14 protein-coding genes are annotated in these 15,921 nt (G+C 71.8%); 8 read left to right on the top strand and 6 right to left on the bottom strand.

The features are described 5' to 3' along the window. Window positions 1-16 precede the first annotated feature (16 nt). The 5 genes from ACZ6WN_RS11260 to ACZ6WN_RS11280 all read right to left on the bottom strand — a co-directional run bounded on the left by ACZ6WN_RS11260 (window position 17) and on the right by ACZ6WN_RS11280 (window position 4,372). Complete coding sequence (locus tag ACZ6WN_RS11260; RefSeq protein ID WP_465864723.1) at window positions 17-787, bottom strand: sugar phosphate isomerase/epimerase family protein; 771 nt, start codon at window positions 785-787, stop codon at window positions 17-19. Window positions 788-797: 10 nt separating this feature from the next. Next, on the bottom strand, window positions 798-1,754 hold the full coding sequence (locus tag ACZ6WN_RS11265) for a Ppx/GppA family phosphatase (RefSeq protein WP_465864724.1): 957 nt from the start codon (window positions 1,752-1,754) through the stop codon (window positions 798-800). A gap of 173 nt (window positions 1,755-1,927) precedes the next feature. Further along, the gene (locus tag ACZ6WN_RS11270; RefSeq protein WP_465864725.1) at window positions 1,928-3,190 is read right to left on the bottom strand and encodes an MFS transporter; all 1,263 of its coding nucleotides are present in this window, start codon (window positions 3,188-3,190) and stop codon (window positions 1,928-1,930) included. Window positions 3,191-3,353: 163 nt separating this feature from the next. After that, window positions 3,354-3,785, bottom strand: a complete 432-nt coding sequence (locus tag ACZ6WN_RS11275; protein WP_465864726.1) for a YybH family protein — start codon at window positions 3,783-3,785, stop codon at window positions 3,354-3,356. Further along, window positions 3,782-4,372, bottom strand: a complete 591-nt coding sequence (locus ACZ6WN_RS11280) for an NADPH-dependent FMN reductase (protein ID WP_465864727.1) — start codon at window positions 4,370-4,372, stop codon at window positions 3,782-3,784. Before ACZ6WN_RS11280 ends, ACZ6WN_RS11275 begins: the two co-directional genes overlap by 4 nt. Before the next feature lie 132 nt (window positions 4,373-4,504). Between ACZ6WN_RS11280 and sigJ the strand changes: the two genes are divergently transcribed. From sigJ to ACZ6WN_RS11300, 4 genes are all read left to right on the top strand, one after another. Further along, a complete protein-coding gene (sigJ, locus tag ACZ6WN_RS11285; protein ID WP_465864728.1) occupies window positions 4,505-5,398 on the top strand; it encodes an RNA polymerase sigma factor SigJ in 894 nt (297 codons plus the stop codon). Between the two features lie 35 nt (window positions 5,399-5,433). Then, window positions 5,434-6,195 (top strand): DUF3109 family protein, encoded by a 762-nt coding sequence (locus tag ACZ6WN_RS11290; RefSeq protein WP_465864729.1) that lies wholly within the window; start codon window positions 5,434-5,436, stop codon window positions 6,193-6,195. Between the two features lie 78 nt (window positions 6,196-6,273). After that, complete coding sequence (locus ACZ6WN_RS11295) at window positions 6,274-6,930, top strand: VOC family protein (RefSeq protein WP_350831034.1); 657 nt, start codon at window positions 6,274-6,276, stop codon at window positions 6,928-6,930. A 119-nt stretch (window positions 6,931-7,049) separates the two neighbouring features. Then, the gene (locus ACZ6WN_RS11300) at window positions 7,050-7,640 is read left to right on the top strand and encodes a class I SAM-dependent methyltransferase (protein WP_465864730.1); all 591 of its coding nucleotides are present in this window, start codon (window positions 7,050-7,052) and stop codon (window positions 7,638-7,640) included. A gap of 9 nt (window positions 7,641-7,649) precedes the next feature. Here the strand turns inward: ACZ6WN_RS11300 and ACZ6WN_RS11305 are convergent, their stop codons facing one another. Then, window positions 7,650-8,495 carry a LysR family transcriptional regulator gene (locus tag ACZ6WN_RS11305; protein WP_465864731.1) on the bottom strand — a complete coding sequence of 282 codons (846 nt, stop codon included), beginning with the start codon at window positions 8,493-8,495 and terminating at the stop codon, window positions 7,650-7,652. Window positions 8,496-8,595: 100 nt separating this feature from the next. Between ACZ6WN_RS11305 and ACZ6WN_RS11310 the strand changes: the two genes are divergently transcribed. The 4 genes from ACZ6WN_RS11310 to ACZ6WN_RS11325 all read left to right on the top strand — a co-directional run bounded on the left by ACZ6WN_RS11310 (window position 8,596) and on the right by ACZ6WN_RS11325 (window position 15,918). Beyond that, window positions 8,596-9,327, top strand: a complete 732-nt coding sequence (locus ACZ6WN_RS11310; protein WP_465864732.1) for an SDR family oxidoreductase — start codon at window positions 8,596-8,598, stop codon at window positions 9,325-9,327. Window positions 9,328-9,429: 102 nt separating this feature from the next. Beyond that, window positions 9,430-10,185, top strand: a complete 756-nt coding sequence (locus ACZ6WN_RS11315) for a D-Ala-D-Ala carboxypeptidase family metallohydrolase (protein WP_465864733.1) — start codon at window positions 9,430-9,432, stop codon at window positions 10,183-10,185. 234 nt (window positions 10,186-10,419) lie between these two features. Next, window positions 10,420-11,424 carry a LuxR C-terminal-related transcriptional regulator gene (locus ACZ6WN_RS11320; RefSeq protein WP_465864734.1) on the top strand — a complete coding sequence of 335 codons (1,005 nt, stop codon included), beginning with the start codon at window positions 10,420-10,422 and terminating at the stop codon, window positions 11,422-11,424. A gap of 132 nt (window positions 11,425-11,556) precedes the next feature. Further along, window positions 11,557-15,918 carry a S8 family serine peptidase gene (locus tag ACZ6WN_RS11325; RefSeq protein ID WP_465864735.1) on the top strand — a complete coding sequence of 1,454 codons (4,362 nt, stop codon included), beginning with the start codon at window positions 11,557-11,559 and terminating at the stop codon, window positions 15,916-15,918. Window positions 15,919-15,921 lie beyond the last annotated feature (3 nt).

The following is a 15,921-nucleotide window of genomic DNA, read 5'->3' on the forward strand; positions in this document are numbered from 1 at the left end:
CGCTCGCCCGTCGGGCTCAGGCCTGGAAGTGCTTCCGGGCGAACTCGAGCGACTCGCGCAGGTCGGCGACGCGCTCGGCGCGGGACCGGGACCGTCGGGTGTTGATCTCGAGGACGATCTCGCCGTCGAAGCCCGAGGCAGCCAGGTGGCGCAGGAAGCGGTCGGCGCCCATGTGGCCGCGGCCGGGGACGAGGTGCTCGTCCTTGGCCGAGCCGGTGCCGTCGGTGAGGTGGATGTGGCGCAGCCGCGGGCCGAGCCGCTCGGCCATCTCGATCACGTCGTCACCGGCGATCGCCGCGTGGGAGAGGTCGATGGTGGTGTTGGCGTACTCCTCGGTCGAGGGGTCCCAGTGGGGCAGATACATCGGCGTCGAGCGCCGGGCCGCCCGCCACGGGTACATGTTCTCCACGGCGAACTTCAGCCCGGTCGAGCGCTCCAGCGTGGCGATCCCGTCCACGAACCCGGCGGCGTACTCCCGCTGCCAGCGGAACGGTGGATGGACGACGACCACCTCCGCCCCGACCTCGGCGGCCATCTCGGCGGACCGCTCGAGCTTCCCCCACGGCTCGAAGCCCCAGACCTGCTGGGTGAACAGCAGCGTCGGCGCATGGATCGCGACGATCGGCAGGCCGTGGTGCTCGGCGAGCTGCTTGACCGCATGGGTCTGCTGCGACAGCGCGTCGATGCCGACCATGACCTCGACCCCGTCGTAGCCCACCTCCGCCGCATAGGCGAAGCCGTGGGCGGTCGACTCGGGATAGGTCGAGGACGTCGACAGCGAGATCATCGTGGGTCTCCTATTCGGACCGTCCAGGATCGGAACTGCCGATGAAGGACAGGTGGTCGAGACGGTCGAGGATCAACCCCTCACGCAGCGCCCACGGGCAGATCTCGAAGGCGGGCAGGTCGAAGATGTCGAGGCATGCCTCGGCGACCAGCGCGCCGGGCACGATCTGGTGGGCCCGCGACGGGCTGACCCCGGGCAGCTCGGAGAGCTCCTCGAGCGACATCTCCAACAGCTTCGGGATCCAGCGCTGCAGCTCCGCCAGCTGCAGCTGACGGCGCACGCGCAACCCCTCACCGCTCGGGGCGGCACCGCAGATGCGCGCCAACGAGCGGAACGTCTTCGAGGTCGCCACCGCCATGTCGGGCTGGCCGTCGCGCAGTATCTTGCCCGCGTCCTCGGCGATCGAGGCGCGGATCGTACGGCGCAGCTCCCGCAGCTCCTCCTCCGTCGGCCGGTCACCGAAGTAGCTGCGCGCGAGCCGTCCGGCACCGAGCGGCAGCGACCAGGCGACGTAGGGCTGCTCGTCGAGCCCGGCCGCGATCTCCAGCGAGCCACCGCCGATGTCGAAGACGGCGAGCCGCCCGGCGGACCAGCCGAACCAGCGGCGTACGGCCAGGAAGGTCAGCCGCGCCTCGTCGTCTCCGGGAAGGACCTCGATCTCGACCCCGGTCTCGGCATGCACGCGGTCGAGCACCTGCTGGGAGTTGCCGGCATCGCGCACCGCCGAGGTCGCGAACGCCAGCATCTCCGAGACGCCCTTCTCCTCCGCGACCTGCACCGAGTCCCGGGTGAACGCCGTCAGCGCCTCGATCCCGTCCTCGGTCACGTCGCCGGAGTCGTCGAGGTGCTCAGCCAGCCGCAACGGCTGCTTGAACGAGTACGCCGGCAACGGGGCCGCCCCGCCGTGGGCGTCGACCACGAGCAGGTGTCCCGTGTTCGAACCGATGTCGAGTACGCCCAACCGCATACGTCGACTTTAGTGGCTCGCCGTCCCCCACGCGGAACCCCAGTTACTCCCAGGCACCGCCGGAAGCGATCCAGGTGGCACGCCCACCTGCCTCGGCGAGAGGATCAGCGAACGCGATCGCGTGCTCGACCACACGATCGAAAGCGGCGAGTCGGCCCATCGATTGACGCCGCTCAGTGGTCGGCGGACACCACGGCACGCTCGGGGCTCGGAGTCGCGGCGGGCGCGGCGGGCTCGCCGATCCGGGCGTTGACGGCCCCGGCGATCACGACGACGAGCGCGGCGACGGCGGGCAGGACGAGGGCCGCTTCGGTGCCCCAGCGCTCGGCGACGCCGCCGGTGACCGCGGAGGCCAGCGACTGGCCGAGGATCACCGCGGAGCCGAGCATGGTCATCACGGTGGCCGACCGGCCGACCGGGCTGCGGCGGGCGCCGAGGCCGTACTGCGTGACCAGGGTCGGCCCGATGCCTAGGCCGATGACGAGCAGCGCGAGCACCATCCCCGTGACCGAGGAGACGCCGGGCAGCGCGAGGGCACCCACGAACATCACGCCGCCGAAGACCAGCCAGCGAGCGGCCGAGGTGAAGCCGACCGGGAAGAGGGCGACGCCCAGCGCCAGCGCGGCCGACCCGATGCCCATCGCCGCGTAGACCAGACCGGCCTCCTCGGGACGGCCGTGGTCGGCCATGAACGCGGTCAGCGAGGTGAGCATCGAGCCGAAGAAGAGCCCGACGCCGAGGATCCCGACCACGATCACGACCACGCGCGGGCGGGCGAGCTCGCGCGCGGAACCCGCCACCGGCGTACGGCCGGACGAGGCCTGTGCGGTCGCGGCGCTCGGGTGGAGGGCGAAGGCGGAGACGAAGACCAGGGTGAGCACCGCGGCGGCGACGACCGGCGCCCACGGGTCGATGGCGACGGCGAGGACGCCCGCGACGACGGGTCCGACGATGAAGACGATCTCGTCGGCCGCCGACTCGTAGGCCATCGTCGAGTTGAGCACCCGCACCCGGCGGCCCGGCACGATGCACGCGGAGATGATCGCCACCAGCCGCGACCGCGACAGGGGTGCGATCTGCGGAGCGGTCGCACCGACCAGGAACGCCACCGCGAGCACGGCCACGTCGGGCAGCGGGCTGTAGACGACCCAGGCCATCGCGCCCAGCGCGGCAGTGCTGGCGACGCTGATCACCAGCAGCACGCCGCGCTGCCCGAACCGGTCGACGGCGACACCGAGGATCGGACCGCACACCGCCGCCCCGATCCCGACCATCGCCGAGTTGAGGCCGCCGAGCGCCAGCGAGTCGCGGCCCGCGACGACCAGCGTCAGCACCCCGACGACCACCATCGCATACGGCAGCCGCGCGACCAGCGCGAGCGGGAAGTACGTCCCACCGACGGCGCGCACCAGACTCTGTTCGCGCTGCTCTGACATCTCTTTCGAACCTCCCGCTGCGAACCGCGGCTCTGTGCCGCCTTGGTCCGCCGGCGGGGCCAGCGCGAGGTGATACACACAATGGATACGGAGCGGTGGCTCCGTACCTACAAGAATACGCCGCCCGCCCCGCCCGTCCGGAATCGTCGAGGAGTCGTCTCGGTCACGGTTCCAGGTCGACCACCCCGTTGCCGCTGAGGATGTCGAACGGCACCGAGACCTGGTCGTGCGCGATCACCCAGGTGCCGTCGACCTTCCGCAGCCCGTAGGTGACCCGGACCCACATCCCGGGCGACGCGACCCCGTTCCTCATCGTCCCGCTGAGGCGGCCGAAGGCGTACCCGTACGCCACGTCGTCACCGACGGTGAGCGTCAGGTCCCGGAGCTCGTAGTCGACGGTCTCGAAGACCTCGAACACCTTCGCCCAGTTGGCGAGCTTCGCCTCGATCCCGACATGCTGGAGCGGCGGCTCGACGTCGAAGGAGATGACGTCGGGGGCGTACGGCTCCCGCAGGGTGTCGAGGTCCTTGGCCCGCAGGCCGTCGATGATCTTCTGGATCTGGCCGCGGATCGCGGCCTCCTCGTGCGTGCTCATGCCCGACCTCCCTCCGCGCCGACCAGGCTGCCCACGCGCAGCGGCGCGAGCGCGGTGCTCCACGCCACGACCTGGTCCAGCATGGTGGTCAGCATGGCGGCGTGACGCTCGCCGGGCACGAACGTGGTGTGGTTCTCGAAGTCGGTGAACAGCGAGAGCTCGACCGGACGGCTCACGTCGGCCATCCCGAGCGCGCCGCACACCGTACGCAGCTGGGCGACCGCGCGGGCCCCACCGCTGACGCCGTACGAGACGAACCCGACCGCCTTGTCCGCCCACTCCGCGCAGGCGTGGTCGATGGCGTTCTTCAGGACGCCGGGCATGCCGCCGTTGTACTCCGGGGTCACGATCACGAAGCCGTCGAACGGGGCGATCCGCGCCGCCCAGTCGCGGGTGTGCTGGTTGGCGGACGGGCCGAACATCGGCGGTACGGCCTCGTCCAGGTGCGGGAGCGGGTGGTCGCGCAGATCGACCACCTCGAAGGTCGCGTCGGCGCGGCGCGAGGCCTGCTCATGGACCCAGTGGGCGACCTGTGGGCCGTTGCGGTTGGGGCGGGTGCTGCCGATGATGATGCCGACTCTGGTCATGTTCCGAACTCCTCGTTCGCTGGGGTCTGCTGTCCCTCCGACGAAGCAGGCGTACGGAATGTCAGCCGGTCTCACAGATCGGGTCGCTGTTTCGTCGGATCGGTTGTAGACATGCAGACCGAAGGAGCCGCCATGACCGACCCGCACCTCGCCGAGGTGATCAGCGAGCGACGCCAGCTGATCAACCTCGCCTACCGCCTGCTCGGCTCGCTCGCCGAGGCCGAGGACGTGGCGCAGGAGACCTACACCCGCTGGTACGCCCTCACCGAGCAGCAGCGGGACGCGATCGCCTCCCACGGCGCCTGGATGACGACGGTCGCCAGCCGGATCTGTCTCGACCTGCTCGGCTCCGCACGGGCTCGGCGCGAGCACTACGTGGGCGACTGGATCCCGGAGCCGGTGCCCGGCGGATCCGACTGGCTCGGTGGCGCCGGGGCGGCCCCCGACCCCGCCGACCGGGTCACCCTCGACGAGTCGATCAGCATGGCCTTCCTGGTGGTGCTGGACTCGATGACCCCCGCCGAGCGGGTCTCCTTCGTCCTGCACGACATCTTCCGCTACACCTTCAACGAGATCGCCGACGTCGTCGGCCGCACCCCGGCGGCCTGCCGCCAGCTCGCCTCCCACGCCCGCCGCCGCATCGACACCTCTCGCGCCCACTCCGGCGACGAGCGCGCCGACCTGGTCCGCAGCTTCAAACAGGCCTGGGAGGCCCGCGACATCGAGGCCCTCGTCGGCCTCCTCGACCCCGAGGCCGTCGCCACCGCCGACGGCGGCGGCCTCGCCCTGGCCTTCCTCGAGCCGATCGCCGGTGCCGAGCAGATCGCCGGCGCCTGGATGGAGATCGCCGCCCGCGCCCCGACGGTGACGCTGCTGGAGTGCGAGGTCAACGGCCAGCCCGGCCTGGTCGGCCAGGTGGACGGCGCCACCGTCTCGGTCTACGCCTTCGACGTCGCCGACGGCCGCATCACCCGCATCTGGGCCGTACGCAACCCCGAGAAGCTGCGTCCGTGGAGCGCTCGGTGAACATCGGCCATCGACTCACCACGTAGGCTTGCCCGGTGCCTGAGGTACCCCTGGATTTCCCGCGCGCGTGGGTGGAGTTCGTCAACCCCGACGACCCGGACGAGCGGATGCGCTGCGACCTGACCTGGTTGACGTCGGCGTACTCCTGCATCTTCGGCAACGGCTGCCCGGGGATGTTCAAGAGCTCGCCGGACGTGGGGTGCTGCACGCTGGGGGCACACTTCGCCGACGAGGAGGACGAGGCCCGGACGGCGAAGTTCGTCGCCGAGCTGACGCCGGAGATCTGGGAGCAGCACCCGGGACGCAACGTGGGGACCGACGACTGGGTCGAGCTCGACGACGACGGCGAGCGGAAGACCCGGGTAACGGAGTTTCGCGGCCAGGAGTCCTGCGTCCTGGCCAACCGGCCGGACTTCACCGGCGGATCGGGCTGTGCGCTGCACATCCTGGCCGCGAAGGAAGGCCGGGAGCACTTCGAGACGAAGCCGGACGTGTGCTGGCAGCTGCCGATCCGGCGTACGTTCCGCGACGTCGAGCTGACCGACGGGACGACCTACACCGAGGTGACGATCACCGAGTACGACCGGCGCGGCTGGGGTCCGGGCGGCCACGACCTGGACTGGTACTGCTCCGGCAACACCGAGGCCCACGTCGCCGTGGAGCCCGTCTACCTCACCAACCAGGCCGAGCTGACCGAGCTGATGGGCAAGGCGGCGTACGCCGAGCTCGTCCGTCACTGCGAGGCGCATGTCCGGTCGAGGTCCGCGCTCGCGCTCCATCCCGCCAGCCCGCGCTGAACCCCGGGGTGTATCTCGATATCAAGAGATAGTGACCCTGGATTGGTCTCTCTCTCAGCGAGAGTTCAGAATCGTTACATGCGCCTGGACCATGTTTCGTACGCTGCAGGACCCGATGGCTTGGTACAGACCGCCAAGCAGCTCGGTGAGCTGCTCGGCCAGGAGTTCGTCGACGGCGGCGTCCACCCCCGCTTCGGCACCCGCAACTACATCCTTCCGATGCGCGGCGGTCTCTACCTCGAGGTCGTCGAGGCACTCGAGCACCCGGCCAGCGACAAGGCCCCGTTCGGGCAGGCCGTCAAGGCCCGCTCCGCCCTCGGTGGCGGCTGGATCGGCTTCGTGATCGGCGTCGACGACATGACCCCGATCGAGGAGCGGCTCGGCCGCAAGGCGGTTCCCGGCAACCGTCACCTCCCCGACGGCCGCGAGCTCCACTGGCAGCAGATCGGCATCAACGGCCTGATCGCCGACCCGCAGCTGCCCTACTTCATCAAGTGGGAGACGCCCGAGCTCCACCCCGGCAACGCCGGTTCCGACATCACCCTGACCGACCTGGAGATCTCGGGCGACCCCGAGCGGGTCAAGGACTACCTCGGCGACGAGCTGCGCGAGCGCGTCGACCCGTGGACCGGCAAGCCCGCCGAGAACGTCCACATCGACTGGGTCGCCGAGCACGGCACCCCCGGCCTGCTGGCCGCCAAGTTCGTCACCCCGCGCGGCGAGGTCCGGATCTGACCCGGCTCGACCTGCCGGGGGCGACGGGAGCGATCCCGTCCCCCAACATCTGGAACCACACCGCGACGTACGAGATCGAGAACCGTGCGCTCGACCCGCACGGCCGGCTCTGGGCCGCCATGGACGAGACCGCGCCGTGGGCCGGGCGCGACGTCCTCGACCTGGGCTGCGGGACGGGGTTCTACCTGCCGACGTTCGCCGAGACCGCCCGCACGGTCACCGGCATCGAGCCGCATCCGGACCTGGTGACGCTGGCTCGGAGGCGTACGAAGAAGCTCGCGAACGTCAGCGTCCACAACGGCGTCGCGCAGCAGCTGCCGCTCCCGCCGGCATCGGTCGACGTCATGCACGCCCGCTGGGCCTACTTCTTCGGTCCCGGCTCCGAGCCCGGGTTCGGCGAGCTCGACCGGGTGATGCGTCGCGGCGGCGTGGCGATGGTGATCGACAACGACGGCTCCCGCTCGACCTTCGGCGGCTGGTTCCGCCGCGGCTACCCGAAGGTTCCACCGCCCGAGGAGCAGGAGCGGTTCTGGTCGATGCACGGCTGGACGCGCGTCCCCGTCGACATGGACTGGTCCTTCGGCTCGCGGGCGGACCTGGAGGCTGTCGTCCGCATCGAGTTCGACCCCGCGACAGCGGCCGCGATCCTCGAGGAGCACCAGGGGACGTACGTCGACTACGCGGTCAACCTCTGGTGGAAGCGCTTCTGATCAGCAGCGCTAGAGGCGAGTCGCCGTCTGGACCAGCGTGGCCAGGGCGAGCGAGCGGCTGTGCTGCGGCCAGGCGATGACCGTGGTGACCTCGGGCGCGTCCACGACCGGGACGGTGACGACGCCGTGATGCTGCTCGGCACGCGCCGACTCCGGCAGCATCGCGTACGCGCGGCCGAGCCCGACCAGCTGATAGAGCTGTGCCGAGTCGCGGATCTCCGGTCCGGGGCCGTCGCGGAAGGCGCCGCCGGCCGACGGCCAGCGCATCGGCGGGAGGCCCGGGATGTCGTCGAGGTCGGCCAGCCTCAGCTGTGACCGGGTCGCCCACGGGTGGCTGGAGGGCAGGACCGCGACCTGGCCCTCGGTGAGCAGGGCCTCCGAGTCGAGCCCGTCGACGGAGTCGAACGGACGATGCAGCAGCGCGACGTCGGCCCGGCCGTCGCGCAGTCTCGGCCCCTGCTCCCCGATGCTGCACAGGTCGACCTCGACCTTCACCGCGCCCGGCTCGGCGGCGTAGGCGTCGAGCAGCTTGGTCAGCAGCTCCGTCGAGGCTCCGGCCTTGGAGACCAGGACCAGGCCCGGCTCGGCACCGTCGCCGGTGGCGCGACGGGTGCGGCGCTCGGCCGCGTCGACCGCGTCGAGGGCGGCGCGGGCCTCGGCGAGGAGCACCCGGCCGGCGTCGGTCAGCGTGACACCTCTGCTGTTGCGCTCGAGCAGCTGGCCGCCCAGGCGTCGCTCGAGCCTGCTGATCGCGCGTGACAGCGGCGGCTGGGCGATCCCGAGACGATCCGCCGCACGGCTGAAGTGAAGCTCCTCGGCGACCGCGACGAAGTAGCGAAGCTCCCGGGTCTCCATGCCGCCAACCCTACTCCCACCTGGGAACATACCCGAGCGGTATAGGCGGCTACCGAGGTGATACTGGAGTGTTCGGCGGCCGCTGGCCAGGCTGGAGGACATGAGCGAGAACACGATCGCGCTGGTCACCGGCGCCAACAAGGGAATCGGCTACGAGATCGCCGCGGGCCTCGGCGCGCGCGGTTGGAAGGTGGGCGTGGGCGCCCGCGACGACGCCCGCCGGGAGGCGGCGGTGGAGAAGCTGCGCGCGAACGGCGCCGACGCCTTCGGGGTGCCGCTGGACGTCACCGACGACGCCAGCGTCGCCGCCGCGGCCCGGCTGATCGAGGACGACCACGGCGGCCTGGACGTGCTCGTCAACAACGCCGGCATCACCGGCGGCATGCCGCAGAACCCGACCGATATCTCGGTCGACCAGATGCGGGTCGCGGTCGAGACCAACGTCTTCGGGGTCGTCCGGGTCACCAACGCCATGCTGCCGCTGCTGCGACGCTCCGCCGCCCCGCGGATCGTCAACATGTCCAGCAGCGTCGGCTCCCTCACCCGGCAGACCGCGACGGACGACCCGCTGGCGGTGGGGCCGATCTCGGCGGTCTACAGCCCGACGAAGTCCTACCTCAACGCCGTCACGATCCAGTACGCCAAGGAGCTGCGGGACACGAACATCCTGATCAACCTCGGCTGCCCCGGGTTCGTGGCCACCGACCTGAACGGCTTCCGTGGCGTACGCACGCCCGAGGAGGGCGCCCGGATCGCGATCAGCCTCGCGACCCTGCCCGACGACGGCCCGACCGGCGGCTACTTCGAGGACGCCGGCGTCATTCCCTGGTGATTACATTTACGCGAAATCCAGGTACATGACGTCAAAGGAGGCCACTCTAGGGAGCGACTCGGGTCCTCTCGGACCTCTCGGAAAGAGATAGGAGCTCCACAGATGCGCCTCACCCCACGCCGCCTCGGCACGGTCATCGGTTCTCTCCTCGTCACGTTGGCGACCAGCCTGGTCGCCATCACCTCCACGGCCGCCCCGGCCCACGCCGACGCCTGCTACACCTGGAGCGGCACCCTCCAGCAGGGGTCCTCGGGCAACGCGGTCACCCAGCTCCAGATCCGGGTCGCCGGATGGGCAGCCTCCGGCACGATCTTCTCGATCGACGGGTCCTACGGCCCGGCGACGACGACCGCGGTCCGCAACTTCCAGGCCGCCTACGGCCTCGCGGCCGACGGGGTCGCGGGGACGAACACGTTCAACAAGCTCTACGCGCTCCAGGACGACGACTGCACCCCGATCCACTTCGACTGGAGCGAGGTCGACGACGTCTGTTACGGCGGCTGGCCGACGCCGATCTCCGGAGTGACGGTCGCGCAGGTCAAGGCCAACCTGATGCAGGCCATGTGGCGCGCCGAGGCGATCCGGCACCGGCTCGGCGACAACCCGCTGCGGGTCACCTCGGCCTACCGCTCGAAGGCGTGCAACGACGCCGTCGGCGGCGCCTCCAACAGCAACCACCTCTATGGCCGGGCCATGGACCTGGTGCCCGGCAGCAGCGCGACGACCATGTGCGGCATCGCGCGTGCCTCACGCCAGTCGTTCCCGCAGGTGCTCGGGCCGGGCTACCCCGACCACAGCGACCACATCCACCTCGGCATCCAGTCGAGCGTCTACCACAGCGCCTCGCAGTGCTTCTGACCCCTCGAGTCGGCTCGAACTGACCGAAAACCCCGCCGAGTCGGCTCGTCATGACGAGCCGACTCGGCGGAGGTCCTGGTCAGGACGGGCCGACTCGGCCCGGTTCTGCCTCGGTCCCGACCATCTCACCGCATGGCATCGTTGTGCTGTGCACCTCGAACCCATCATCCCCGGGCCGCGGCCCGGAGCGCCCGACCACGGGCGCCGTCCCCGCTCCGCGTCCCGGACGGTCCGGTGAGCACGCATCCCGGGCTGACCACCCAGGGCGGGCTCGCGGTCGCCGGCCTGGACGCGGAGGCCGAGGCGGTCTACGGCGCGGTCCTCGCCGCCGGAGCGATCGGAGGCGACGAGGTCGCGCGCACCCTCGGGATCAGCACGGACGAGGCCGCGCGCACCCTGGACGAGCTCCGCGCGGCCGGGCTGGTCAACCGGGCGGCGGGCGATGGCCGGTTCGCCGCGGTCGACCCGCGGGTCGCGCTGCGCGCGGTCGCGGAGCGTGCGGAGGACGGCCTGGCCCGGCTCCGTGCCGCCATCCCGCTGCTGGCGGAGGTCTACGAGAACCGGGGCGCGGTGAAGGGCTCGGGCTCGAGCGTCGCGGTGCTGGTGGGCGCCGACGCGGTGGGCGCGGCGTACAACAGGCTGGAGCATCAGGCCGTCGAGGAGTTCATGGCGTTCGACCGGCCGCCGTACGTGCTCGCGCCGCTCAACCCGCTCGAGCCCGTGGTCATCGCGCGCGGCGTGCGCTGGCGGGCCGTCTACGCGGCGGCGGCGCTGGACCGACCGGGCGCGTGGGACGAGGTGCGCCGCGCCGTCGAGGCGGGCGAGCAGGCTCGGCTCACCAGCGAGCTGCCGGTCAAGCTCGCGATCGCCGACCGACGCGCCGCGCTCGTGTCGACGCGCCTGGACGGCCTGCGGCCCGAGGCGATCCTCACCGACTCCCAGCCGCTGGTCGCGTTGTTGTGCGAGGTGTTCGAGGCTCACTGGGAGCAGGCCGCCGACGTGCCGCGCGACGAGCCCGCGCAGCGCGGCTCCGTTCCGATCGAGCGGCGGGGCCCCACGGCGGAGGAGCGGGCCCTGCTCGCCTTCTTCGCCTCCGGAGCGAAGGACGAGGTGATCGCCCGCGAGCTGCACGTCTCGACCCGCACCGTACGCCGGCGTAGCCAGCTGCTGCTGCGGCGTCTCGGAGCCTCGAACCGGTTCCAGGCGGGAGTGCAGGCAGCCCGACGCGGTTGGGTCTGACCTGCGGGTTGGCCGCCTGCGGCCAGGTGGCCGCTGCCGGACTCCGGCATGCGTGCGGTCGAAACACCAGGGCGCTTTCATGAGCGCTGAGCCGTCATGCGCGGATCTCAGAACGTTCACCGGAAGGTCACCATGTCCCCCACATCCTGTCGCGGCCTCACCGTCGCCCTGGCGGTGCCCGCCGTGCTCGCCGGCTCGGTCCTCGTGCCGCCGAGCGCAGCAGCCGAGCCCGGCGAGCCCGGCGAGTCCGTCCCCGTCATCATCGAGTTCGACAGCCCCGGAGCCGTGGAGCGCGTCGGCGCCGAGCGGATCGCCGCGTCGCGATCCGCGACCGGCGACGTCGGCATCCAGGACGCCCTGTCAGCCACCTACGAGGAGACCGCGAACGACATCGCCGCTCAGCAGCGTGCGACCGTCGACCGTCTCCGGGCGGACGGCATCCCGGTCGACGAGACCCGGAGCGTCACGGGCCTGGTCAACGCGGTCGTCGCGGAGGTGCCCGAGCGCAGCCTCGGCCGGCTCTCCGCCGCGGACGGCGTCGCCCACGTCACCCGCGACGTACGCATGCAGGCGCTGACCATCGACTCCGTCCCCTCCACCGGCGCCCCGGCGGTCTGGGAGGAGAAGGATGCCGACGGCACCGCGCTACGCGGCGAGGGCATGACGGTGGCCGTGATCGACACCGGCGTCGACTACGGGATCGCTGACCTGGGCGGTGGTTTCGGTGAAGGGCACAAGGTCGTCGGTGGCTACGACTTCGTCTCCGGCGACGGCGACCCGATGGACGAGCACTACCACGGCACCCATGTCGCCGGCATCGTCGCCGGCACGGGGGCAGAGACGACCACCGGCGTGGCGCCCGACGCCTCGATCACCGCGTGGCGGGTGCTCGACGCCAACGGTTCGGGCATGATGTCGGACGTCCTCGCCGGCTTCGAGGCGGCGGTCGACCCGACGGGCGCGCACCCCGCCGACGTCGTCAACATGAGCCTGGGTGGGCCGGTGGAGGACAACGACCCGCTCGCCCGCGCCGCGACGGCCGCGGTCGAGGCAGGCACCGTGGTGGTCGCCGCCGCCGGCAACTCCGGTCCGGACGCGGAGACCGTCGGCTCGCCCGCGATCGCGCCCACCGTGATCGCCGTGGGCGCTTCGACCACCGGCATCCGTACGCCGTCGATCGCTCTCCGGGGCGCCTCGGTCCCGGCCGGATCGATGCGCCGTTACCCGCTGTCCGCGAATCCCGGCACGAAGGCCGTCACCGCGCGCGTGATCGACGTGGGCTCCGGCACTCCCGAGGACTACGAGCGCGTCGGCGATGTGACCGGCGCGATCGTCGCGTACCAGAGCCCGACGGCGGAGGCCGTCACCGGCTACGACATGTACCTCTCCGAGCTCGCCGAGCAGCAGGGCGCGGTCGGAGCGCTCGTCTACCAGCCCACCAACGCCGAGCCCGGTGCGGGCGACGGGCCGAGCGACACCCCGATGGGCGGCTTCGAGGCCGAGGCCAGCGGCGGCGATCTCGCGGCCCGGGCCGGCTGGGACCAGCGCCGGACGACGCTCGTGATGATGTCTCTCCACGGCGGCGACTACGGCAACATCCGCCGGGCCGTCCTCGACGGCGAGGTCACCGCGACGATCACGGGGAAGGACGCGACCGACCTGATCGCGTCGTTCAGCTCACGCGGCCCGGCCGGTACGACCGTCAAGCCCGAAATCGTGGCGCCCGGTGTCGAGATCCGCTCGGACATCCCCGCCTGGCAGGGGATCGAAGGCAACGCGTACCGGCTGTCCGGGACGTCGATGGCCGCACCGCACGTCGCAGGTGCCGCAGCACTGGTACGTCAGGCGCACCCCGACGAGTCGGCCCTGAAGGTCCGCGCTCGGCTGATCGGCTCTGCTCGGGCGCTCGACAGCGCCGACGCCGGCGTCAGCCCGTTCACGCAGGGCGCCGGAGCGCTCGCGGTTGACCGAGCAGTGGCGCAAGACGTCACCGCGTCGCCGGACGCGCTCTCGCTCGGCCTCGCCGACACGGTGGGCGACGTCCGCTCGCGCACTGCCACGGTCACGCTGACCAACTCGGGCAGGACGACGCAGAAGCTGAAGCTGCGCGCCGAGGCGTCCGAGATCAGCGATGGTCGCGTCGATCTGTCGGCCGGGTCCCTCTCGCTGAAGCCGGGCGGCCGGGCCCAGGTGAAGATCACCCTCACGCCCGACCACCGCACCCGGTCCGGCGAGGTGTCTGGGGAGCTCGTCGCCACCGGCACCGGCAAGGGCGCCGCGAGCGTGCGCGTGCCGTACGCCCTGCTGGTGCGCCCGCTCGTCGTTCGAGCGACGCCGGATGTCGCCGACGGCGCGACTCGCGTCGTCGTGCGGGCGCCCGGGGCGCTGGACCGTCCGTCCGCCGACGTCGTGGCCCCCTCGGGCCGGCGCACGACCGTGACCCTGTCAGCACGGGACGGCCGGCCCGGCTGGTACGCCGCCGACCTCGAGCTGCAGGAGGCCGGCGTCCACCGGATCGACGCGACCGGCACCACGGCCGAAGGACGGCGACTCGGCGGGACCGGGTCGCTCGTGTCGCTGGGGACCGACCGGCGCGGCGACTGGGAGCAGGTGGGCCCGATCTTCACAGGCGGGCTCACGGTGACCTCGCCGGGTCGTGCCGGGACGGCGATCCATGTCGTCCAGGACGGCATCAGCCCGTTCTGGACGAGCGACGGCGGCGAGACCTGGACCCGTGTGCGCTCGATGCCCGTCGCGGCGGGTGTGGGCCTGCCTGCGGCCGACCCGGCCGTACCCGGCGGGTTCTGGCTCGCCGTGAATGGCATGGCCGGGCGTGACGTGCTCGACGCGACGTACCAGGGCCGCCTGCTGCACAGCGCGGACGGTGGGAAGAGCTGGGACGTGCAGTCGCTGCCCGACGAGCAGATCGACGCGGTGGGCGCCGACCGCTCCACGGTCGCCGTCGCGACCGCCACCGGGCTGCGGTTCAGCCACGACCACGGCAAGACCTGGGACGTCGTGCCGACCGGCTGGTCGGGATCGGTCGAGCACCTGGCGGTGGCCGACGGACGGGCCTACGTCCAGACGTTCGACGGAGTGTGGCGGGTCGACCTGACCGGTCAGGCACGCGGCACCGTCACGCAGGTCCTCGCGCAGGAGAGCAGCATCGGCTCGCTCTCCGACGTGGCGGTCGCGGGCGACACGGTGATCGCGACCGTGCGGGGCAGCGACGAGGCGACCGTCCTGCGGTCTGCTGACGCCGGGGCCACCTGGCAGTCGTCGCAGCCGGTTCCCGGCGCCTACTCGCTCGGCCTGTCGGTGACGGGCGACACCACCTACCTGCGCTTCTTCGACCGCTTGTACGCCAGCACCGACCTCGGCGCGACCGCGAAGCCGGTCGCGCTGCCCGAGGGGACGCGCGACGTACGCGATGTCGATGCGTGGCCGGGCGGGGACGGGCTCGTGGTGACCACGAACGCCGGCGTCTGGGGTGACGACGACGACACCTGGACGAGGTACCCGCTGGCGGGCGGCAACTCCTGGAGCCTGGCGGTCGGCGCCGATGCCGCGAAGGCGCCCGTGCTGCGCACGGGCGACGCCGAGGGGCTCAAGGAGCGCCGGCAGGACGATCTCGGGACCGGTCGCGCGCTCGACTGGGGTCTGACGGGCGATGAGGGCTGGATCGGCCTGACGGCGCTCGACGTCGAGCAGTCGCCGACCGGCGCGCGGGACGTGTGGTGGATCCGGCAGGACGGCTTCCTCCGTACGCAGCTGATCCGCCGCTCGGTGGACGGCACCGACACCCGCGTCGGCCCCCAGGTCGAGGTCGGAGACGTCGCGGTCTCACCGGTGAAGGACGGCACCGTCGTGGCGACGTACGGCGCCGAGCCCGAGCACGGCGTCCTCGTCTCGACCGACGGGTTCACCACCTGGACCACACATCCGTACGACCTCGCGGTCCGCGCCGTGGAGCTCGATGCATCGCGGCCCGAGCGGCTGTGGATCGCGGCGAGCGAGGGCCTGTACCGATCGGACGACCTCGGTATGACGCTGACGAAGGTGGGCGACGGCCCCGTCCGGTCGCTGTCCGTCGAGAAGGACGTCGTGATCGCGGGCACGGACGGCGGCGTGCTGGTCAGCACGGACGGCGGGAGGAAGTTCCACAGGTCGGTGATCCCGAACCTGCGCGCGGCGGTCGGCGCGGTCGCCTCGGTCGAGGTCTCCGCCGGCTCCCACAGCAAGCCGGGCAAGGCCGTACGTGTGCTCGTTGCCGGGAGCACCGATCTCGTCCGCGACGGGGTCCTCGCCTCGGGCGCCGGAGCCTTCGTCAGCACCGACGAGGGCAAGACATGGCAGCCTGCCTCGAGCGGCCTCACCGCGCTCGACATCCGCGATCTCGCGGTCAGCCAGGACGGCAGGTGGCTCTACGCCGGCACCAGCAGGGGCGGTGTGATCCGCACCCCCACCGCTGCGTTGGTGAGGGCGATCCGCTGAGCC

The organism is Nocardioides sp. NPDC054178 (assembly GCF_055585005.1).